General features: G+C 53.6%; 18 protein-coding genes and 1 tRNA gene. 17 read left to right on the top strand and 2 right to left on the bottom strand.

What is annotated here, in order from left to right:
• The first annotated feature begins 78 nt into the window (after nucleotides 1-78).
• The 4 genes from P159_RS0115075 to P159_RS0115060 all read left to right on the top strand — a co-directional run bounded on the left by P159_RS0115075 (nucleotide 79) and on the right by P159_RS0115060 (nucleotide 3,954).
• Nucleotides 79-408 (top strand): hypothetical protein, encoded by a 330-nt coding sequence (locus P159_RS0115075; RefSeq protein ID WP_029545349.1) that lies wholly within the window; start codon nucleotides 79-81, stop codon nucleotides 406-408.
• Nucleotides 409-536: 128 nt separating this feature from the next.
• Complete coding sequence (gene galU / locus P159_RS0115070; protein ID WP_029545347.1) at nucleotides 537-1,412, top strand: UTP--glucose-1-phosphate uridylyltransferase GalU; 876 nt, start codon at nucleotides 537-539, stop codon at nucleotides 1,410-1,412.
• Nucleotides 1,412-2,647, top strand: coding sequence for a DUF445 domain-containing protein (locus P159_RS0115065; protein ID WP_029545339.1), 1,236 nt, complete (start codon nucleotides 1,412-1,414; stop codon nucleotides 2,645-2,647). Before galU ends, P159_RS0115065 begins: the two co-directional genes overlap by 1 nt.
• A complete protein-coding gene (locus tag P159_RS0115060) occupies nucleotides 2,644-3,954 on the top strand; it encodes a DUF445 domain-containing protein (RefSeq protein WP_029545337.1) in 1,311 nt (436 codons plus the stop codon). The genes P159_RS0115065 and P159_RS0115060 overlap by 4 nt, the downstream gene beginning before the upstream one ends.
• 51 nt (nucleotides 3,955-4,005) lie before the next feature.
• On the opposite strand, the gene P159_RS0115055 is transcribed toward P159_RS0115060, so the two are convergent.
• The gene (locus P159_RS0115055; protein ID WP_051650399.1) at nucleotides 4,006-6,105 is read right to left on the bottom strand and encodes a methyl-accepting chemotaxis protein; all 2,100 of its coding nucleotides are present in this window, start codon (nucleotides 6,103-6,105) and stop codon (nucleotides 4,006-4,008) included.
• 455 nt (nucleotides 6,106-6,560) lie between these two features.
• On the opposite strand from P159_RS0115055, the gene ilvN reads away from it, so the two are divergent.
• The 11 genes from ilvN (at nucleotide 6,561) to P159_RS0115000 (ending at nucleotide 17,208) form a co-directional block, all read left to right on the top strand.
• Nucleotides 6,561-7,091: an acetolactate synthase small subunit gene (gene ilvN / locus P159_RS0115050; RefSeq protein WP_029545333.1), complete on the top strand. Its 531-nt coding sequence runs from the start codon at nucleotides 6,561-6,563 to the stop codon at nucleotides 7,089-7,091.
• A complete protein-coding gene (gene ilvC, locus P159_RS0115045) occupies nucleotides 7,072-8,088 on the top strand; it encodes a ketol-acid reductoisomerase (RefSeq protein WP_029545331.1) in 1,017 nt (338 codons plus the stop codon). Before ilvN ends, ilvC begins: the two co-directional genes overlap by 20 nt.
• A gap of 80 nt (nucleotides 8,089-8,168) precedes the next feature.
• Nucleotides 8,169-9,437, top strand: a complete 1,269-nt coding sequence (leuC, locus tag P159_RS0115040; RefSeq protein ID WP_029545330.1) for a 3-isopropylmalate dehydratase large subunit — start codon at nucleotides 8,169-8,171, stop codon at nucleotides 9,435-9,437.
• A 1-nt stretch (nucleotide 9,438) separates the two neighbouring features.
• Nucleotides 9,439-9,933: a 3-isopropylmalate dehydratase small subunit gene (locus tag P159_RS0115035; protein ID WP_029545329.1), complete on the top strand. Its 495-nt coding sequence runs from the start codon at nucleotides 9,439-9,441 to the stop codon at nucleotides 9,931-9,933.
• A 9-nt stretch (nucleotides 9,934-9,942) separates the two neighbouring features.
• Nucleotides 9,943-11,007: a 3-isopropylmalate dehydrogenase gene (gene leuB, locus P159_RS0115030; RefSeq protein WP_029545327.1), complete on the top strand. Its 1,065-nt coding sequence runs from the start codon at nucleotides 9,943-9,945 to the stop codon at nucleotides 11,005-11,007.
• A gap of 12 nt (nucleotides 11,008-11,019) precedes the next feature.
• Entirely contained in the window at nucleotides 11,020-12,693 is a 1,674-nt protein-coding gene (gene ilvB, locus P159_RS0115025; protein ID WP_029545325.1) for a biosynthetic-type acetolactate synthase large subunit, read from the top strand.
• 103 nt (nucleotides 12,694-12,796) lie between these two features.
• On the top strand, nucleotides 12,797-13,672 hold the full coding sequence (rfbA, locus tag P159_RS0115020) for a glucose-1-phosphate thymidylyltransferase RfbA (RefSeq protein WP_029545323.1): 876 nt from the start codon (nucleotides 12,797-12,799) through the stop codon (nucleotides 13,670-13,672).
• Between the two features lie 14 nt (nucleotides 13,673-13,686).
• Nucleotides 13,687-14,262, top strand: coding sequence for a dTDP-4-dehydrorhamnose 3,5-epimerase (gene rfbC, locus P159_RS0115015; protein WP_029545321.1), 576 nt, complete (start codon nucleotides 13,687-13,689; stop codon nucleotides 14,260-14,262).
• Between the two features lie 12 nt (nucleotides 14,263-14,274).
• On the top strand, nucleotides 14,275-15,303 hold the full coding sequence (gene rfbB, locus P159_RS0115010) for a dTDP-glucose 4,6-dehydratase (RefSeq protein ID WP_029545320.1): 1,029 nt from the start codon (nucleotides 14,275-14,277) through the stop codon (nucleotides 15,301-15,303).
• A gap of 21 nt (nucleotides 15,304-15,324) precedes the next feature.
• On the top strand, nucleotides 15,325-17,010 hold the full coding sequence (locus P159_RS0115005) for an AAA family ATPase (RefSeq protein WP_029545318.1): 1,686 nt from the start codon (nucleotides 15,325-15,327) through the stop codon (nucleotides 17,008-17,010).
• 122 nt (nucleotides 17,011-17,132) lie between these two features.
• Nucleotides 17,133-17,208, top strand: a tRNA-Ala gene (locus P159_RS0115000).
• 135 nt (nucleotides 17,209-17,343) lie between these two features.
• Here P159_RS0115000 and P159_RS0114995 read toward each other — a convergent pair.
• Complete coding sequence (locus P159_RS0114995; protein ID WP_029545316.1) at nucleotides 17,344-18,609, bottom strand: exodeoxyribonuclease VII large subunit; 1,266 nt, start codon at nucleotides 18,607-18,609, stop codon at nucleotides 17,344-17,346.
• A gap of 214 nt (nucleotides 18,610-18,823) precedes the next feature.
• Between P159_RS0114995 and priA the strand changes: the two genes are divergently transcribed.
• Both priA and gatC read left to right on the top strand, forming a co-directional pair.
• A complete protein-coding gene (priA, locus tag P159_RS0114990; protein ID WP_029545314.1) occupies nucleotides 18,824-21,253 on the top strand; it encodes a primosomal protein N' in 2,430 nt (809 codons plus the stop codon).
• Between the two features lie 86 nt (nucleotides 21,254-21,339).
• Nucleotides 21,340-21,630: an Asp-tRNA(Asn)/Glu-tRNA(Gln) amidotransferase subunit GatC gene (gene gatC / locus P159_RS0114985; protein ID WP_029545312.1), complete on the top strand. Its 291-nt coding sequence runs from the start codon at nucleotides 21,340-21,342 to the stop codon at nucleotides 21,628-21,630.
• The last annotated feature ends 13 nt before the right edge of the window (nucleotides 21,631-21,643 follow it).

Here is a 21,643-nt window from a genome sequence, read left to right as displayed (position 1 = left end):
TAGAAGAAAATGACTGATATAATGTGAGTCAGTTGGAAGGGATTTATTAGTCGATAGCAGAAAGGCCGGTGAACAGACATGATGGTGGTAAAAGGCTTCGTGGCAGAGGGCAAGGATTATCTGGTTCTGGATGGGACGAAGGGCTTCATGCCAGGGCCGGGCGCCATGTGCCTGCTTATGGACAAGCAGAAGGGCGTGGGCGCCGATAAGGCTCTGATCCTTGCAGGCAGCCATGAACACGCCGCCATTTGTGTCTTCCTGCCGGACGGCAGTTCTCTGGCACCTGATGCCAGGGAACTGCAGATGCTTCGTGGCAAGCCTTCCTATGAACTGCATCTGACGGACTCTTTTGTGGGCAGGATGCAGGAAGCAGACGAGAGTGCTGAATGCCTGATGGCTGCCAGCTGAGAGATGCAATTTTCGTGACGTGTGTTTTAGGGATTCCCGTTGTCAGAGGTGGCGAGGAATCCCTTTTTGGTGTAAAATAATAGAGGTTATACAATAAATAATAAAAATTCAGATGGGCAGGGATTGTTATGCAGAAAATCAGAAAAGCCGTCATTCCGGCAGCAGGTTATGGTACCCGTTTCCTTCCGGCCACCAAGGCCACCCCGAAGGAAATGCTTCCCATTGTGGACAAACCGACTATCCAGTATATAGTTGAGGAAGCCATTGCCAGTGGCATCGAGGATATTCTCATTGTCAGCGGCCATGGCAAGCGTTCCATAGAGGATCATTTTGATTCTGCGCCAACTTTGGAGCGGGAACTGGAGAAAAAGGGCAAGCTTGACCTCTTGAAGCAGGTGCAGGAGACAGCGGATATCAATATCCACTACATCCGTCAGCGACACATGAACGGATTGGGAGATGCCATTCTCTGTGCCAAGGCATTTGTCAGTGATGAGCCTTTTGCGGTGCTCCTGGGTGATGATGTGGTCTACAATCCAGAAAAACCTGCTCTGAAGCAGTTGATAGATGTTTATGAGACTACCGGTGGTTCTGTGCTGGGGTGCCAGACTGTGCCTGAGGATAAGGTATCTTCTTATGGCATCATTGATGGTGAGCAGGGTAATAATCCGCGCCTGCTGAAGGTCCTGGACATGGTAGAGAAGCCGGATGTGGGCAGCGCTCCCAGTCGTATGGCGGTACTGGGCCGTTATATCATCAAGCCCTCTATCTTTCATATTCTGGAAGAGACCAAACCTGGAAAAGGCGGCGAGATTCAGCTTACTGATGCCCTGAAGGTGCAGGCGAAAGAGGATTTTGTCTATGCCTACGATTTTGAGGGCCAGCGCTACGATCTGGGTGACAAGCTGGGGTTCTTGAAAGCTACGGTTGAGTTTGCCCTGAGACGCGACGATTTGGGTGCTGATTTCAAAGCTTATCTGAAGGATTTGGGACAGAGGCTCTGATGCAGAAGAAAAATAAGGCTAATCTTGCCCTGGGACTCAGTGCGGCAGGCTTCCTGGGGACTTTGGGCATACAGGGAGGCTTTGGGGCAGGGCTGCTGCACCACGGCTTCCTGGCGGCCACCATTGGCGGTCTGGCAGATTGGTTTGCCGTGACGGCCATCTTTCGTCGTCCTTTGGGTATTGCCTATCGCACGGATATCTTGCGGCGCAACCGGCCCCGCATCATGGATGCCATTGTGCAGTTTGCCAGCGAGGACCTCCTGAGCACCGAAAATGTCATGAAAGTGCTCAGGCAGCAGGATACGGCTGGCCTCATGGTGGATTACCTTGAGTACCGGGGAGGGCGGCAACGCTTGCAGGAGGTAGCATGCCAGGTACTGCTGCGCGGCATCAACACCCTTGATACTGCCAGGGTGGCAAGGGAGCTGGCTCCTTCTATCCAGGATGGGCTGAAGTCCCTGGCCTTGGAAAATGTGCTGATGGATCTGGTGCGGATGCTGGCGGAGGAAAAAAATTCCCGCAGCATCATACACAGCCTCCTGACCATAGGGCAGGAGGTGCTTTCCTCACCGGTGTTCCAGCAGGTATTGCTGTCCCATATCAGCCTGCTGCGCAAGGAGTATGAGGGAGATTCGGCAGGCAGGGCCTTTGTGCTGGAGCTCATGGACCTCAGTGACGAGAAGATCCTCGCCATCCTCAATGAGAAACTACAGAAGCAGCTGCAGGAACTCCTGCAAGGGCAGACCCAGAGTTATGCGGCCCTCAAGGCGGGCCTTGAAACTATGCTGATGAATTTCAGCCGGGATGAAAGCTTGCATGACCTGCTGAAGGACTGGAAGGACAGCCTGGTGGGCAGACTGGATTTGGAGCCGCTATTGGAACGCTGGCTGGAAGCCAATGTGAAGGGGGAGGAGCCTTTCTGGCTGCCAGGGTTCCGCTCTTTCGTGGACAGCAATGTGGACAGTTTCGTGCAATCGGAAAAGCTGCAGCAGAGTTTTGACAGGAAGCTGAAGGATTTCCTGGAAACGGAGCTTGCCAAGCACCACGACCTTATTCCAGGTATCATCAGGGAACGCCTGGCAGAATTCAGTGACGATGAGCTGGTGGAGTTCGTGGAAGCAAGGGTGCAGGATGACCTGCAGATGATACGCATCAACGGAGCAATCGTGGGCTCTTTGGTGGGCATGGGGCTCTATATCCTGGTGACCCTGGCGGAAAGGATGTGGGGCCTGTGATCTGGAGCAATTGGAACAAGGCGGACAAGACCCTGCTCTTTGTGCTGGTGGTGTTCCTCTTCTGCCTGTGCCTGCATCTTTCCTATCCCGCCAGCCTCCTGGCAGATGGCATGCTGTTCTGTGCGGAGGCGGCTCTGGTAGGCGGCCTGGCAGACTGGTTTGCAGTTACGGCGCTTTTTGAGAAGCCCCTGGGGTTTCCCTATCATACGGCCATCCTGCCCCGGCGCAGGGATTCTTTCATCCAGTCGTCTGTGACCCTGGTGCAGAAGGAATTCTTCTCCAAGCGGAAGATTTTCCACCATCTGGAAAGGCTTCACCTCATGCCCATGTTGCTGGAATGGCTGGATCATCCGGAGACCAGGGCACGCATGACAGACAGGTTGCTGGTCTATGCAAGGAATATCCTTGTCCGGGAGGGCAGTGGTGAGCAGGCGGCGGTGATTGCTGAGAGGTTCAAGGACACCCTGGCCAGGGTGGAGCCGGAGGATTTCTTTGGTGAGTTCGGCCGCTGGCTTTCCCGCAGCGGCAGGGACCATGAAATACTGGCAAAGCTGGCGGCTTACGGCTATCTGCAGGTAGAGAAGCCGGAGACCAGGAAGGCCATCGAGAAATACCTGCAGGATTACGAGAAGGAACGCACCAAGGGGGACTTTTGGAGCTTGCTGGCAGCTGGTTTCCTGGAGGCCACCAATCTGGTGGATCTGGAGGAAGCAGCAGAGCTGATGCAGAAGCAGCTGCTCTCAATCCTTGAGGAACTGGCCAAGCCGGAAAGCCAGCTGCAGGAAGACCTGCTCTCCCTTTTCTATGAGAAGTCCATGGTGCTGAATCTGGACCCTGCTTTCCATCAGTTGCTCCATGATCTGAAGGACAGCTTGCTGGAAGACCTGCCCCTGGGGGAGGCGGTGCAGCGTACCTTCACCCATCTGCGTGCTCATCTGGCTGAGGATCAGGCACGGGAGGTGGACCCCCTGGCCGAGCATCTGCCGGTGCTTCAGTCCCGCTTGGCAGGCCTGATTGGCGAGGAGTATCAGCGCATTTTGGACCTTCTGAAGGAGGATGAAGAACTGCGGCGCAGTGTGGGGCATTTCCTCTATGATCTCATAGCGCGCTCTGCTCTTCATGCCCAGACTTTGGTGGGTGTGGTAGTGACCTCCGTGCTGTCGGGACTGACTGACAAGCAGCTCAACCATCTTGTGTACGACAAGGTAGAGCCTGATTTGCTGTGGATTCGCATGAATGGATCCATTGTGGGTGCAGGCATTGGGCTGATCATGTTTGTCATCATGAAGTTTATAGAATTGAATTGAAGCAAAAAAGATGCGGACCCTTTGGCGGGGCCCGCATCTTTTTGCGAGGTTTCAGATACCCATCTCGATATTCTTGATGATCACCGTGAGTTTTTCCATTTCTTCCTGGGTGGCATCGTTGAGCCGTTCCAGCTCTTTGATGGAGTCTGTGGATTTCTGAATGTGACGGAGGCCGTCAGCCAGATTGGCATGAAGGGTTTTCATCTGGCCGCTGAAGCTGGTGTCAAACTCCGCTATCTTGGCTTCGAACTGGTCGTTCTCGGCCAGGATTTCGTCTATCTGCTTCACATCGCCCAGCAGGGTCTTGATGGCTTCGTCGGAGGTCTGGAGGCTGGTCTGGGTATTTTCAGAGAGCTTCCTGACCTCTTGGGCTACCACGGAGAAGCCGCGGCCTGCTTCGCCTGCCCTGGCGGCCTCGATGGCGGCATTCAGGGCCAGCAGGTTGGTCTGGGCGGCAATCTCGTTGATCATGTTCATAACGTCGTTGATTTTCTGGGCACGCTGGCTCAGAAGATCAAGTTTCGGCGTAATCTCGCCCATGCGGTTCATGAGCATCTTGAAGAGCTTGTTCTGTTCCTCAAGGCCGTTGGCCAGCTGGTGGATGGCGCTCTGGAGACCTTCGGAATCATTGGACATGCGCATGATGGTTTCCACGATGCCGGGCATCTTGGCCTGATAGTTGCGGAACATATTGATGAGGTTGTCCTTCAGGGCATCCATGTGCATCTGCCTGGCGATTTCGCGGTTGAAGAAATAGGCCCGGCAGTCAGAGTAGAAGCTGGCGAATTTGTCCAGATATTCATCGTGGTAGGACTCTCCCGGCAGGACGTGGTAGAAGAAGATGGCGGTGAGGGTTTCGTTTACGTGCAGCCCCAGTATCTCGCCCAGGCTGGAGAAGCCCGCCACAGGCACGTTTTCGAATTCATCCACATGGCCGATTTCATTGGGATAGCCCAGGCGGCGCAGAATGCAGTCGTTGAGGATGCCTCCGATGGGGGCAGGCTTGCCCTGCATATAGCGCTGCAGGTCGGAATGAACTGTCTGGGGCAGGGAAATGCGCTTCATGAGGTACAGTTCCTCGCCTGTCATGATATCGCAGTAGAAATGAATGCGGTCATTTTCTTCGTCAATCTTGGAGATGGTGCGGATGAAGTATTCGCCGTTCACATTGGAAGCGAAGGTGTAGTCCTGCATGGTGGCTTCCAATTCGGCTGTGCTGCTGACGTGGAAGTGCTCTTTCAGAGTATCTATGAAAGAGTTGTCCTCTCCCGTGGTGGGATCCTGGACTGTTTCAATGTAGCGCAGGGAACTGTTAGCAGCTCCCACCATGAAAGTGGTGCCATAGGCAGGCTCTACGGCCTGGGATTTCAATACCCCGTAACGATATTCCTTGCTGAGCCGCACTACGGCAATGACAGCGTGGTTTTCCAGGCACTCCTTGTCATTGTAGATGTATGTGCGTCCAAGGCTCAAATCTCCGCCTGCGCTGCCGCCGATATAGGGGCAGGCCAGCTGGCCGCTGTCAAAGAGAGCCTGCACGACAAAGGTTTCGCAACTGGAAACGCCGTCAATGTAGACAAAGGCGAAGGTGTGGTTTACGGAAACGCGGAAGGGCACATGCTGCTTGGCAAACTCGGATTTTAGGGCCGCCACGCGCTCTGCCACCGTCATGGTGACTTCACCACGGCGCAAATCATCGTTGGGCAGGGGAATGCTGGCGATGTAGACATCTTCCAGCATGCGTTTGGAAAATGCCTGCAACAGCACCTTACCACGATTATCCGGGGCATCCTGATAGTAGGTATGCTTGCCGGGGACACGGCAGAGCTCGCCGCAGGTGGTCATGAGAATCAGCTTGGTATTGCCGGGGATTTCCTGCTTGATGGCCCGGGATACTTCCGGTACGGAAAGATCGGGGGAGATGAAGCCCATGATGAGAGCAGCGCCGCCAGCCAGGTCACAGAGGTCTTTCAGCTTGTCGCTGGAGAGCTCGTTCCGATTGAGGTAGACAGCTTTGATGTCCTGCTGGCTGCTGACAGCGGCCACGGGCATGGCAGGGGTGGCATGCACCCGCTCAGCGGGAGTAGGGGGCGGTGCAGGAGTGGGTTCCGGGGCAGCGTTATTCTTGTCTTTGGAGAAAAAACTAAACATTGCGCGAACACCTCTTTTATTCCAGGTTAAAAGCATCAGGGCCAATTAACATAGTTTCTAATCTCATACCTTGCCTCTACTATTCGTTAAATTTGTCAGAATCCCTTCTTTCTCTGGGAAGTTTGATAGAAGAAATTATTCAGAAAAATGTAATTTGGTGTTCGTTGCTGTTCTTGCAGAAAGGATATAAGTGCAGATAAAAGCCTACAGTTCAAATGTGTGTCCGCTGAAGAGGGATTAAAATACCAAAGATGTTCATACAAATGCATAAAATATTACAGATTGCTGTTGACAAAAGAGGTGAGTTGCGCAATAATGTATACATATTTACAAGGATACACATTGAATGGACAGGTGAGCCGTGTTATAATGGTTGATGTCGGTATGATTCTGGTGGACAGTCCCTTTTGTATGAAGACTGTGCACAGTCCATGGAAGCATAAGGGAGGCTTGCTATGAAACATGTCCTGTCTGTCTTTGTGGAAAACCAGACCGGTGTGCTGGTCAGGGTTGTGAGTATGTTTTCCCGGCGGGAGTTCAATATCGACAGCTTGTCTGTAGGTGTGACAGAGACGCCGGATTGTTCCCGCATCACTGTGGTGGTGCAGGGGGACGAACAGCTGGTGGAGCAGATTATCAAGCAACTGGAAAAAATGCCGGTTGTGAGAGCTGTCCAGCGGCTGGATGAAAAAGTGGCAGTATGCCGCGGCATGACCATGGTGAAGGTTCATGCAGATGACAGCAACCGCCTTGATGTCCTTAAGATGGCCGAGTTGTTCCGGGCTCATGTGGTGGATGTGGAATCCACTACCCTGATGTTCGAGATTACCGGCAGCGATGACAAGGTGACGGCTTTCCTGAGGCTGGTGCAGCCCTATGGCATTGCCGAGGTCATCCGCACGGGGCTCATCGCCCTGGAACGCGGAGAACATACTATATATGAACACTGTGAGGAGAGAGAGTACTATGGCAAAAACTTACTATGATCAGGATGTCAACTGGGAAGTCATGAACGGCAAGACTGTGGCCATTATCGGTTACGGCAGCCAGGGCCATGCTCATGCCCTGAACCTTAAGGAGAGCGGCGTGAACGTGGTGGTTGGTCTTTACGAAGGCTCCAAGTCCAAGGCTGAGGCTGAGAAGCATGGTTTGAAGGTCCTGCCTGTGGCTGAGGCCGTCAAGCAGGCTGACATCACCATGATCCTGATCCCGGATGAGAAACAGGCCGATGTCTACAAGGCTGAGATTGCCCCGAACCTCAAGTCCGGCAGTGCTCTCGCTTTCGCTCATGGCTTCAACATTCACTTCAAGCAGATCGTTCCTCCTGAGGACGTGGATGTCTTCATGGTAGCCCCCAAGGGCCCTGGCCATCTGGTTCGCCGTACTTTCACTGAGGGCGGCGGCGTGCCCGTGGTCTTCGCAGCTGAGAAGGACGCTACCGGCAAGTGCTTCGACGTGGCTCTGGCCTATGCCCGCGGCATCGGCGGCACCCGTGCAGGCGCTATCCAGACTACCTTCAAGGATGAGACGGAGACTGACCTCTTTGGTGAGCAGGCTGTCCTCTGCGGCGGTGTCTGTGCCCTCATGAAGGCTGGCTTTGAGACTTTGGTAGAAGCAGGCTACAAGCCTGAGATGGCATACTTCGAGTGCTTCCATGAGATGAAGCTCATCGTTGACCTCCTCTATGAGGGCGGCATGGCCAAGATGCGCAAGTCCATCTCCGATACTGCTGAGTACGGCGACTACATGATCGGACCCCGCATCGTCACCGAGGAGACCAAGAAGGAAATGAAGAAGGTCCTCACTGAGATTCAGGATGGCACTTTCGCCCGCAACTGGCTCCTGGAGAACCGCGCTGCCGGCCGTGCCAACTTCCTGGCACAGCGCCGCATCCATGCCGAGCATCAGATCGAGCAGGTGGGCAAGGAGCTCCGCGGCATGATGTCCTGGCTGAAGGATGGCGACGACCTGTCCAAGGACTAAGGTTAGCAATAGCAAAAATGCAATAAAAGCCTTCCCCGTTTGGGTCGGGGAAGGCTTTTCGTGAATAAGGAGGGCAAGCTATGGGCATGAATATGAGCGAGAAGATTTTGGCCCGCCATGCAGGCCGTGATTCGGTTTCCGCAGGGGAACTGGTGATCTGCGACCTGGATATGGTGCTGGCCAATGATGTGACGGCGCCTCCGTCCATCAAGGAGTTTGAGAAGATTGGACGTCCCGTCTTTGATAAAGAGAAAATTGCCTTGGTGCCGGACCACTTCCAGCCTGCCAAGGATATCAAGTCCGCACAATTAGCGAAAGCCGTGCGGGATTTCGCCCACAAGCATGAAATCAAGCATTACTTCGAGCAGGGCCGGGTGGGCATCGAGCATGTCATCCTGCCGGAAATGGGTATCGTAGGCCCGGGCATGCTCACCATTGGCGCAGATTCTCACACCTGCACCTACGGCGCAGTGAATGGCTTCTCCACTGGCGTAGGCACTACGGATCTGGCGGTGGCTATGGCCACGGGCAAGGCCTGGTTCAAGGTGCCGGAAGCTATCAAGGTGGAACTTGTGGGCAGTAAGCCGGAGAATATCACGGGCAAGGATGTCATCCTCACCCTCATCGGCATGATTGGTGTGGACGGCGCCCTTTACAAGTCCCTGGAATTTGCCGGGGAGGGTGTGAAGACCCTTTCCATGACGGACCGCCTGACCATTGCCAATATGGCCATTGAGGCCGGCGGCAAGAATGGCATCTTCCCCTTCGACGAAGTGACGCAGGAATATGTGGAAGGCCGGGTGCAGCAGTCCTATGAATCGGTGGCACCTGATGAGGATGCCAGCTATGTGCAGACCGTGACCATTGACCTCAGTACCCTCACCCCTGTGGTGGCCTTCCCCCATCTGCCGGGGAATACCAAGGCGGTGAAAGATATCAAGGAGCCTGTGGAAATCGACCAGGTGGTCATCGGCTCCTGCACCAACGGACGCTTGGAGGATTTGCAGATTGCCGCCAAAGTCATGAAGGGCCACAAGGTCCATGACAGGGTGCGCTGCATCGTCATTCCCGGCAGCCAGGCCATCTATCAGCAGGCCATGCACGAAGGTCTCTTCGATATCTTCATTGAGGCTGGCGCAGTGGTGTCTTGTCCTACTTGCGGACCCTGCCTGGGAGGCTATATGGGCATCCTGGCTCCTGGGGAGCGCTGCGTGTCTACCACCAACCGCAACTTCCTGGGCCGCATGGGTGACAAGACCAGCGAAGTATATCTGGCCGGTCCTCAGACGGCGGCAGCCAGTGCCGTATTGGGCCGCATTGCCGTGCCTGCTGATGTGGAGGTGAAGTAAGATGGCACAGGAAATCTATCAGGGTAAAGTATGGCGCTACGGCGACAATATAGATACGGACATCATCATTGCAGCCAGGTATCTCAACACCTTTGATCCCCAGGAACTGGCCAAGCACTGCATGGCCGACCTGGACGAGAGTTTCGCCCAGAATGTGAAGGCAGGAGATATCATGGTGGGTGGCAGGAACTTCGGCTGCGGCTCCTCCCGGGAGCACGCGCCTGTGGCTATCAGGGCTGCAGGGGTGCCAGTAGTCATCGCCGCCAGCTTCGCCCGCATTTTCTACCGCAACGGCATCAATATCGGCCTGCCTCTGCTGGAGATCGGTGATGAGGTGGAGAAGATCAAGGCAGATGATGAGCTGATGGTGAATGTGGCCACTGGCGAGATCAAGGACCTGACCACCGGTGACGTGTTCAAGGCTCATCCCCTGCCGGGCTTCGTGCAGGAGATTGCCCAGGCTGGCGGGCTCATCAATTACATCAAGAATAAATAAGGTGATAAGATGGCAAAAATCGTTGTGATACCCGGCGATGGCATCGGTGAGGAAATCACCCGCTCCGCTGTGGAAGTCCTGAAAGCGGCAGACAAGAAATACAGCCTGAACCTGGAATATGAATTCCATGATGCAGGGGGCACTGCTTATGACAAGTTTGGCACGCCCCTGCCGGAGGAGACACTGGAAGCCTGCAAGGCAGCCGATGCTGTCCTCTTCGGCGCCGTGGGCGGGGACAAATGGGATAATGTGGATCCTGCCCTGCGTCCCGAAAAGGCCATCCTGGGCCTGCGCAAGGGACTGGGCCTCTACGCCAACCTTCGTCCCGTGAAGGTGGCAGAGGCTCTGGTGGAGTATTCTCCCTTGAAGCCTGAGCTGGCCAAGGGGGTAGACCTGGTCATTGTCCGTGAGCTGGTAGGCGGCATTTACTTCGGTGAGCGCTGCGAATCTGAGATGCACGAAGGGGCAGAGCGGGCCTGGGATCTGGAGAACTACTCAGTGCCTGAGGTGGAGCGCATCGTGAAGCTGGCCTGCGAGACGGCGAAGCTCCGCCGGGGCAAGCTCACCTCTGTGGACAAGGCCAATGTGCTGGCTACCTCACGCCTCTGGCGCCGCACGGCAGCCAAGGTGGCAGAGGGCTATCCGGAAGTGGAGCTGAAGAACCTCTATGTGGACAACTGCGCCATGCAGCTGGCCATCAACCCTGCCCAGTTCGATGTCATTGTCACGGGCAACCTCTTCGGAGATATCCTCTCCGACGAGGCGGCTGTGGTGGGGGGCTCCATCGGCATGCTGCCCTCCGCTTCCATTGGCACCTCTACCAGCCTTTATGAGCCTATCCACGGCAGCGCCCCGGACATTGCCGGCAAGGGGATTGCCAACCCCATGGGCACTATTCTGTCTGCGGCCATGCTGCTCAGGTATTCCCTCCATGAGGAAGAGGCAGCCAAGGCTATCGAGGCGGCTGTTGAAAAGGTTTTAGAAGAAGGCTGGCGCACTGCAGATCTTTGGAAAGAAGGATTTAAGAAGGCTAACACCGAAGAGATAACGAGAGAAATCTCACAAAGGGTGTGACGTACAATGAAAATGACAGGTGCAAAGGCAGTGGCGGCCTGCCTCAAGGAGCAGGGCGTGGAGGTGGTCTTCGGCTACCCCGGGGGCATGATCCTGCCTCTCTATGATGCCTTTTACGATGAAAAGGACGAACAGGGACTGCAGCAGATATTGGTGACCCATGAGCAGAATGCGGCCCATGCCGCAGACGGCTACGCCCGGGCTTCCGGCAAGGTGGGGGTGTGCATGGCCACCTCCGGTCCCGGCGCCACCAATCTGGTGACAGGCCTGGCCACTGCCTTTATGGATTCCATTCCCGTGGTGGCCATTACTGGTCAGGTGGATACTACCCTGCTGGGCCGCGATGCCTTCCAGGAAACGGACATTTTGGACATTACCATGCCCATCACCAAGAACAACTACAAGGTGAAGGACGTGAAGAAACTCATCCCCACCCTGCGGGAAGCTTTCCAGCTGGCCCGCAAGGGCCGTCCCGGCCCGGTGCTGGTGGATATTCCCCGGGATCTCTTCTTTGCTGAGGTGGATTATGAGCCTCAGGCGGTTGAGGAGAAGAAGCCCGGCAAGCCGGATGCGGATTTCCGCATCTGCGCTGCCGAGGCCTCTGAGGAAATAGTCAATGCCCAGCGCCCTCTGGCCATTGTAGGGGGCGGGGTCATTGCGGCAGGGGCCACCCCTGAGGTATTGGCCTTCATTGAAAAATACCATCTGCCTGTGGTGCATACCCTCATGGGGCTGGGGGCCGTGCCCGGTTCTCATCCCCAGTCCCTGGGCTTTGCGGGCATGCACGGGGAGAAGGCTGCCAATCATGCCATTGCGGCGGCTGATCTGGTCATTGCCATCGGCAGCCGCTTCGGTGACCGCCAGACGGGCAACCTCAAGAAGTACACCCAGGACAAGAAGTTCATCCACATCGATATCGATCCGGCAGAGATTGACAAGAATGTGGCGGGCTCCCTGGGACTGGCAGGGGATATGAAGACCATCCTGGGCCTTTTGATGCGGTATGAGCCCCATAGCGAGCTTAAGGAATGGTGGCAGCAGATTGAAGGCTGGCGGGAGACTTATGAGTATGACTACCAGCACAGCCGCCTGACTGTGCCTTGGGCCATGCACCTGGTGGCGAAAGCCACGGCTGGCAAGCCCTATGCCTTTGCCACCGATGTGGGCCAGCACCAGATGTGGGCAGCCCTGCACCTGAAGCCGGAGCAGCCCCGCACCTGGCTCACCTCCGGCGGTCTTGGCACCATGGGCTTCGGCCTGCCTGCCGCCATGGGGGCACAGGTCTATTATGGCAAGAACAGGCGGGTCATCCATGTGGCAGGTGATGGGGGCATCAAGATGACGGGCAATGAGTTCTACACCATTGCCAGACTGAATCTCCCCATTATCTCCATCATCGCCAACAACACCAGCCTGGGCATGATACGCCAGTTGCAGAAGGTCATGTATAACGAGCGTTATATTGCCTGCGAGCTGGATTATCAGATGGACTACGAGAAATATGCCGAAAGCTTCGGCATCAAGGCGGAGACCGTAGACACCCAGGAAGGCTTCGCCGTGGCTTTGCAGGAAGCTCTGAAGGATACGGAGCATCCCAGGGTCATCGTCATGAACATCTGGCGCAGCTTCGTGGAGCCCATGATCAAGGGCGGGGCACGGATCAACGAATTCGTGGAATTCAAGTAAATGCGCTGACATCTAAGTCAAACATATTTGTATATTGTTGGTAAAATTCCCTCCAGTGTCGTATAATAATTGATAGTTATTATTCGACATTGGAGGGATTTCTTTGATAAAGAAAGGCATTATCTTGGCGGGTGGGTCTGGTACCAGGCTCTACCCTTTGACAGAGGTTGTATCCAAGCAGCTTATGCCGATTTATGACAAGCCAATGATTTACTACCCTTTGAGCACCTTGCTGCTGGCTGGCATCAATGATATCCTGATTATCACCACCCCTCAGGACCAGGAACTTTTCAGAAGGCTTCTGGGTGATGGCAGCCAGTTGGGCATCAGCATCAGCTATGCAGTGCAGCCCAGTCCTGATGGCCTGGCTCAGGCTTTTCTGATTGGTGAGGAATTTATCAATGGCGACTCCTGTGCGCTGGTGCTGGGGGACAATATCTTCTATGGCTCTGATCTGGCCAAAGCTATGCAGAGGGCGGCTGCCTGTGATGATGGGGCCACGGTCTTTGCTTACTATGTGTCCGACCCTGAGCGCTATGGCGTGGTGGCTTTTGACAAGGAAGGGCGCGCCACCAGCCTGGAGGAGAAGCCGGCAGAGCCAAAGTCCAACTATGCGGTGACAGGGCTGTATTTCTACGACAAGGACATTGTGAGCATTGCCAAGGAAGTGAAGCCTTCGCCCCGTGGGGAGCTGGAGATCACCGATGTGAACAAGGCCTATCTTGAGGCAGGAAAACTCCGGGTGGAGAAGATGCGCCGCGGCTATGCCTGGCTGGATACGGGAACCCATGAGTCCCTGTTGCAGGCAGCCCAGTTCGTCCAGACCATTCAGGCTCGTCAGGGGCTGAAGGTGGCCTGCATCGAGGAGATTGCCTATCGCATGGGGTATATTGACAGTGAGCAGCTGCTGAGGCTGGCGGAGCCCATGAGGAAGAATGCTTACGGCAAGTATTTGCAGCAGCTGGCTAAAGAAAAGTAAGGGGCGCAGAGAGAATGAAAGTTACAGAAACAAAACTTAAGGGTGTTTATGTAGTGGAGCCGCAGGTTTTTGGTGATGCCCGTGGCTGGTTCATGGAGAGCTGGTCAAAAAGAAAACTGGCAGAGGCAGGGCTTGAGGTGGAATTCCTGCAGGACAACCAGTCCTTCTCCTCTCAGAAGGGAATACTGCGTGGCCTGCACTATCAGCAGAACCCTATGTGTCAGGCCAAGATGGTCCGCTGCACCAGAGGCCGGATCTTTGATGTGGCAGTAGATATCCGCAAGGGGTCTCCCCAGTATGCCCAGTGGGTGGGGGTGGAGCTCTCTGCTGAGAACAAGAAGCAGCTTTTTATTCCCCGTGGCTTTGCACATGGCTTCATCACCCTCACGGATGATGTGGAAGTGCAGTATAAGGCAGATAACTACTACGCACCTGAGTGCGATGGCAATGTGCGCTGGGATGACCCGGAGATAGGGGTGGAGTGGCCCATCCAGCCGTTGATTCTCTCTGACAAGGACGAGAAGGCGCCTACCCTGGCCGAACGTATAGAGAAGAATGAAATCAACTTTGTCTATGAGGAAATGAAGTAAGGGAGCGGAATCATGAATATTGTTGTAACCGGCGGCGCCGGTTTCATTGGTGCCAACTTTGTCTACTATATGCTGGAGAACCGTCCCGAGGACAGGATCATCTGCTATGACAAGCTGACCTATGCAGGCAACCTGGCTACCCTGGAAGAAGCACAGAAGAACAAGCAGTTCAAATTCATCAAGGGCGATATCGCAGACCGCGAGGCTGTTTACAAGATGTTCGAGGAAGAAAAGCCGGATGTCATCGTGAATTTTGCCGCTGAGTCCCATGTGGACCGCTCCATTGAGAACCCGGAAGTTTTCCTCCAGACCAATGTCATCGGCACCAGTGTGCTCATGGATGCCTGCCGCAAGTATGGCATCAAGCGCTACCATCAGGTGTCCACAGATGAGGTTTATGGCGACCTGCCTCTTGACCGTCCCGACCTCTTCTTCACCGAGGAGACGCCGCTTCATACCAGCAGCCCTTACTCTGCTTCCAAGGCCTCTGCAGACCTGTTGGTCATGGCTTATCACCGCACCTTTGGCCTGCCGGTGACCATCTCCCGTTGCTCCAACAACTACGGGCCCTTCCACTTCCCGGAGAAGCTTATTCCCCTCATGATCATCAACGCCATGCATGACAAGAAGCTGCCCGTTTACGGCGATGGCCTCAATGTCCGTGACTGGCTCTTTGTGAAGGATCACTGTGCCGCTATCGAAATCATCCTGCGCAAGGGCAAGGTAGGAGAGGTCTACAATATCGGTGGACATAACGAGAGGCAGAACATCCAGGTGGTGAAGGCCATCCTGAAAGAGCTGGGCAAGGGCGAGGAGCTTATCGAGCATGTCACCGATAGAAAGGGGCATGACCGCCGCTATGCCATTGACCCCACCAAGATCCGTGAGGAATTGGGCTGGGAGCCCACCACCAGCCCTGAGGTAGGCATCAAGGCTACGGTTGAGTGGTACAAAGAGCACGAAGATTGGTGGCGGAATATCGTCTCCGGCGAGTATCAGAGCTACTATGAGAATATGTACGGCAAGAAGCAAGTACTTTGATTATTCAGGGGAGGGGCTGTGATGACTGGGGCAAAGCGTTTGCCAGTTGGTACAGATGATTACAAGCGGCTTCGGGAAGATTTCTACTTTGTAGACAAGACCAGGTTTATCAAGGAGATTCTTGACCAGCATAGCGAAGTTACCCTCATCACTCGTCCCCGCCGCTTTGGGAAGAGCATGGCTATGAGCATGCTGAAGTACTTCTTCACCTTGAAGGGAGCAGAGGAGAATCGTGCCCTCTTTGCCGGGACAGATATCGAGGCGGTTGGAGGCAGGTATATGCAAGAGCAGGGGCAGTGGCCGGTGGTTATGTTGTCCCTGAAGGATATCAAACCTCTGAAATACTCAGATATGGTGGTTCAGGTAGCGTCTCACATGCATGATTTGTATGCTGAGTTTAGATATTTGTATGATGATGAGTTTCTGAGTGCGGATGAGCGTGTTTATTTCGAGGATATACTCCTGAGACGGGCTGCGGAGGGGGATTTGCAGCTGGCTCTGGGAAAACTGCTGTATTTTCTGCAGAGTTATCACCAAAAGACTGTTATCCTTTTGATTGACGAGTATGATTCTCCTGTTCAAGCGGCCTGGTCTGCCAAGGAAAGCTACTATGATGAAGCCATTGCCTTTATGCGTACTTTCCTTACTGCAGCGCTCAAGGGAAACACTGCGCTGCGATTTGGTGTATTGACCGGGGTGCTCCGCATTGCCAAGGAAAGTATCTTTAGTGCCTTGAACAATCTGGAAGTTTCCACAGTGGTGAATGGGAAGTATGCAGATATTTTTGGTTTTACTCCTGAAGAAACTGCTGGTTTGGCCAGAGAACTGGACAGGGAAGATAAACTGGAAGAATTGAAGGCATGGTATGATGGCTACAACTTCTCAGGTTGTGAACTTTATAACCCCTGGTCAGTGGTGAACTATTTTGCCAATGATTGCAAGCCTGATATTTTCTGGCTCAATACCTCCGGAAATGATATCATTGCTGGCCTTATGAAGCAGGCTGGCAAAAAAGATGAGAAGAAGCTGCTGACTCTATTGCAGGGAGGGACTGTCGAAACTGCTGTCCAGGAGGGGCTTATTTATACGGATATCTATCGTAGCAAGGACGCTCTGTATACCATGCTTCAGACGACTGGCTATCTGACATCCAGGCATACGGAGTTTATGGGAGGGAGGACTTACTGCGAACTTGCCATTCCTAACATGGAAGTGAGTACGGTATATGAAACTGAAATTGTCAACCGCTATCGTGGTGAGCTGGAGGATTCTGACCTTTTCGTCCTGCTGAGGTATTTGCTGCGTGGACAGGCTGAGGAGTTTGCCCAAGGGTTGCAGGAATATCTGGTACAGATAGCCAGCTTTCATGACACGGCGGAAAAGGAAACTTTCTATCATGGTTTTCTGTTGGGGATTATGGCCTGGCTTATGCCAAAGTATCGTGTAGTGTCAAATCGGGAAAGTGGCTATGGAAGGTTTGACCTGGGAATTTTTCCGAAGGAAGTGGGCATTCCTGGCATTCTGATGGAGTTCAAAGTGGCAGAACACGAGGAAGAGCTGGAAGATATGGCAGGACAGGCTTTGGCGCAGACAGAGGAGAAAGACTATCTGGCAGAGTTTCGTGCGCAAGGTGTGGATGAAGTCTGGCGGTATGGTGTAGCTTTCTGCGGGAAGAAAATTTGCTTGGTGGCAGGAAAGTCTGGATGAATAATTTTTTTACAAAAAACTTCTTTTTTTGTAAATTACCTGTTGACAACCTCTTCCATATGCCCTATAATAACACATGTTGACAGCGAAAAACGTCAGCAACCGGCAAGGCCGGGGTTTGTGGGGGCATAGCTCAGCTGGGAGAGCGCTTGCATGGCATGCAAGAGGTCAGGAGTTCGATCCTCCTTGTCTCCACCATTTATATGATACTGTAGCTCGCAGAGTGGAAGGCTTTGCGAGCTTTTTTAGTGATTTTTGCTGTATATGCAGCGATAACGGTGGCTTTGAATAAAAAACTCCGTGCGGAAATTTTGCACGGAGTTTTTGCTTTATTTAGCAGAATAAATTCTTTATGGCGCTCCATAGTCCCTTGGACTGGCTGTCGTTCATCAGTTCATTGTAGTCTGCTTCCAGTCGTTTATAAGCCTGTTCCCAGTAGTCGGCTCTTTCGCGGTCGCTTTGGAATCCGGTTCTGGCTTTGGTTTCTTCAGACTTTATGGCCAGTTCTATGCGCCTTTGCTGGCTGTAGAATTTGCTGTCCATGGTCTTGAGAAAATGGGCGGCAGCGGTGGGGGTGCCTGCATCATAGTGGGCGGCTCTGCCGCATAGCAGGAAGTCGTCTGTGTGACCTATGCCAGTGACTACGTTGCCGAGGGCGTGGATGACACTCAGTACAGGTGGCTCACAAAGTTTTATAAGGGATTCCTTGTCACCGCCGCCGCGGACGATGGCAACGTAGTCAAACTCATCTTCGTAAGTGTATTTGATGTTGCTCAAGGTGCTGGTGATGCTTTCTGCATCCATGGTTATATCGAAGAGGACAATTTCTGGCATATACTTGCCAAAGTTCTTTTCCAATGTCTGCATGAAATCATGATATCCCTGTGTATGGATGTTGGCTACGAGGCCAATCCTGCTTGGCTTTTTCGGTTCCGGGTATGTGCGTACTTCATCCCAACTGCGCAGGATATCAAAACACTCCGTTTCCCATAGTTTCTCGTTCTTCAGTCGCGTGCAGTCACCTAGCACATTTATGCTGGTGGCCTTGAGCTGGAAACAATTGGCAGGCTGGTAGTATGAGATTTCTCCATGGATGAGGAGTTCTTTATCCACAAGGTCACTGTAATCTTTGCAGCCTTCCAGCTGGCAGGCATCTTTGTATATGAAGAGGCCAATGATGCTTTGGGGATTCTCATAATCAATCAGAGCGCCAGTATAGCAGCTCTGGTTTTTGGCAGAGGCGTAGATGTTTTTGCAGTCAGCTTTGAGAGTGGCTTCAAAAGATTTCCCACTGACCATTTCGGAAATGTCGGTCAAAAGATCTGGCACCGAAGTGTTTAATTCACGTTTGAGGCGTTTCATCTCAGCAGGATAATGGCTGGAAAGGTGCGTTTCCAGGTAGTCGATTACGGCCAGATGCTTCAGCAGCACATTGGGATATATATGCCACTCGTAGCTGCTGCCGTCTGCTGTTCGCTTGGCACGGATGAGGTCTGTGTAAGGAAAATTGTGTTCTTGTGCATACTTATTGATAGTTTCTGTTACTTCCTTGCAAAAGGCCGGATTATTGAAGGGCCTCTGGTCAATGGTGAAATACATAGTGTTTCTCCTTGCTGGCTGTTACGTAATACTGCATAGTGAAAATCTTTGGAAATTGTAGCATTATATGAAATCCTTAACAAGGTTGTGAAGATTAGAGAGGTATTTCTAAGCGCCTTCTAAAATCTTAGCATATTCAGATTTTGCTTACGGCAAAATTAGAGCAATGGTGATATAATATCTGTGATATTACTTGGGATTGGTAGAGGGTAAAATGCAAATTGCAGAGGTATTCGTCAATATTCCTGTCAAAAGCATAGCCAAGGCTTTCAGCTACCTTGTGCCGCGTGGATTCGTTCTGGAGCAGGGGTGGCGTGTTTTCGTGCCCTTCGGGGGGCGGAAGGTGGAGGGCTTTATTGTCTCCATCAGGGAGGAAGCCGAGGATACAAAGCATGAGTATGCGCTTAAGGAAATTATTTCCACAGTGGATGAGGAAGCCTGGTTCACCCCGGAGATGATTAAGGCTGCCAGATGGCTTGCGGACTTCTATCTCTGCTCTTTGGCGGAAATTATGCGGCTCTTCATGCCTGGGAAGTCCGGGCTGAAGATTACCGTGAGTTATGCTGCTGAGGAGAGCATGAGCGGGCACCTGATGCTGGCCATGCCGATGGCCAGCAGTGTTTACCAGTATCTCATGGCTGAGGGCCCCAAGAGCCTGCGGGAGATCAGGAAGGCCTTGCCCGGGATGGGGGAGGAACTGCCTGGCCTGATAGAGCGCATGGTCAGCTATGGAGTGCTCGTCAAGGATTATCTGGCAGAGAAGCGGGATAAAGCACGTTATGAGAAATATGTCTGCCTGACGGCAGAAGTCACGGAAGAACTGCAGGTTGATTTCAAACGCAAGAAAGCACAGCTTCGTTTATTGGAACTTCTGGCAAAGAACGAGGGAAAAGAGCTTTCATATACTGCGCTTAGGGAAGAGAAGGTTTCTCCTGCCACTATCAAGCTGGTGGAAGAGCAGGGGTTGGTGGAAGTCCGTCAGAAGCGTGTCCTGCGGGACAGCTATGGAGGAAAAGCCGAACTGAACAACGCGCCGGCAATCCAGCTGACTGAGGCCCAGGGAAATGCTCTGGCAGAGCTGGAGCAGGCAGCAGAGGCCAAGGCGTTCCAGGGCTTTTTGCTGAAGGGGGTCACGGGCAGCGGCAAGACCCAGGTCTATATGGAACTGGCAAAGAAAGTCCGTGCCCTGGGGCGTCAGGTGATTGTGCTGGTGCCGGAGATTGCCCTGACGGGGCAGGTGGTGGCCTCCTTCAAAGAGTATTTCCCTGAGGATATCATGGTGATGCACAGCCGCCTTTCCCTGTCCGAGCGCAATGATGCCATCTTGCGGGTCAGAAGAGGTGAGGCGGGCATTATCATCGGGGCACGTTCTGCCCTGTTCACTCCGGCAGCTGATATCGGCCTTATCGTCATGGATGAGGAACAGGACATGAGTTACAAGCAGGACGAGTCACCCCGCTATCATGCCAGAGTGGTGGCAGAGCAGCTGGCTCGTATCCATAGGGCTGTGCTGCTGTTAGGAAGCGCCACGCCTTCACTTGAAACCTATTATCGTGCGAATAATGAAGAACTGAAGCTTTTGGAGCTGCCGGAACGCATCGGCAGCCTGCCCATGCCCTTGGTTCATGCCGTGGATATGCGGCGGGAACTGAAGCTGGGCAACAGGCATATCATTTCCCGGGACTTGCAGCGGTTGCTGGAGGAAACCCTGGCTCGTGGTGAACAGTCCATCATCATGCTGAACCGGCGCGGGTTTTCGACTTTCGTCATGTGCCGTTCCTGTGGGGAGGTCATGAAGTGCAGGCTCTGCGGCCTGCCCCTGGTGTACCACAAGAACGGGCGTCTTTCCTGCCATCACTGCGATGTGACCGAGCAGGTGCCGGATGTGTGCCCCAAGTGCAGCAGCCGCTATATCAAGTACTTCGGCTCCGGCACGGAGAAGCTGGAGCAGGAACTGCGGGAGATCATGCCCCGTGCCCGGGTGATCCGCATGGACAGGGATACCACGGGGACGAAGTTTGCCCATCAGGAAATCTTGAACCGCTTCCGCCGTCATGAGTACGATATCCTGTTGGGCACCCAGATGGTGGCCAAGGGGCACGATATACCCAACGTTACGTCAGTTGGCATTATCAGCGCAGATTCCAGCCTGAATATGCCTGACTTCAGGGCGGCGGAGCGCTGCTTTATGCTCATTACCCAGACTGCGGGGCGGGCAGGACGTCATGGCGGCAGGGGACAGGTCATCGTGCAGACTTATAATCCGGAGCATTATGCGGTGACAGCAGGCCTGAAGCAGGACTATGAGGAGTTCTTCCGACAGGAACTAGCCATGAGAAAGGAACTTTTCTATCCGCCCTACAGCAGGATAGTGAAGCTGCTTTTTCAGGATGAAGACGAAGAAATGGCCAAGGGGAAGGGCAGGCGGCTGGTGAAGGCCTTTGAGGAGCGCTTCAAGGGAGACAAGAGGCAGGTGATAGTGGGCCCTTCCCCGGCAGTGATTGCCAAATTCCGCAATATCTACCGCTTCGTGGTGCTGATCAAGACCGCTGACCTGCCTACTGTGCAGGAATTCCTGCGGGAACAAAAATTGCATTTACGCACAGAAGTTGCCATTGATATAGATCCGATAACCATGCTTTAAGTGGTTTTGCCTGTGGCGAAATATGCTATTTTGCGTTATAATCTTTATTTGTAATGTTGAATTTTATAGCTGGATGGTGAATAGAAATGAAAGTAACGAAAGAGGACCTGGATAACGTGGCTGTGCTGTCCCGGCTTTCTATTGCCGAGGAGGACACGGAGCGCTACCTGGGCAACCTGGACAAGATCCTGACCTATATGGACAACCTCTCCGAGCTGGACACGGAGAATGTTAAGCCTACCACCTACGCCCTGCCCATGGCGAACGTGTTCCGCAAGGACGAGGTTAAGGAGTCCCTTGACCGGGAGGCAGCCCTTGCCAACGCTCCCCTTAAGGAAGACGGCTATTTCAAGGTGCCCAAGGTGCTGGAAGACTGAATAAGGCAGGAGG

This window comes from Selenomonas sp. AB3002 (assembly GCF_000702545.1).
GTDB classification, from domain to species: Bacteria; Bacillota; Negativicutes; order Selenomonadales; family Selenomonadaceae; genus Selenomonas_B; species Selenomonas_B ruminantium_A.
Note: the sequence above shows the minus strand (reverse complement) of the source record. Positions and strands in the feature narration are given on the sequence as shown.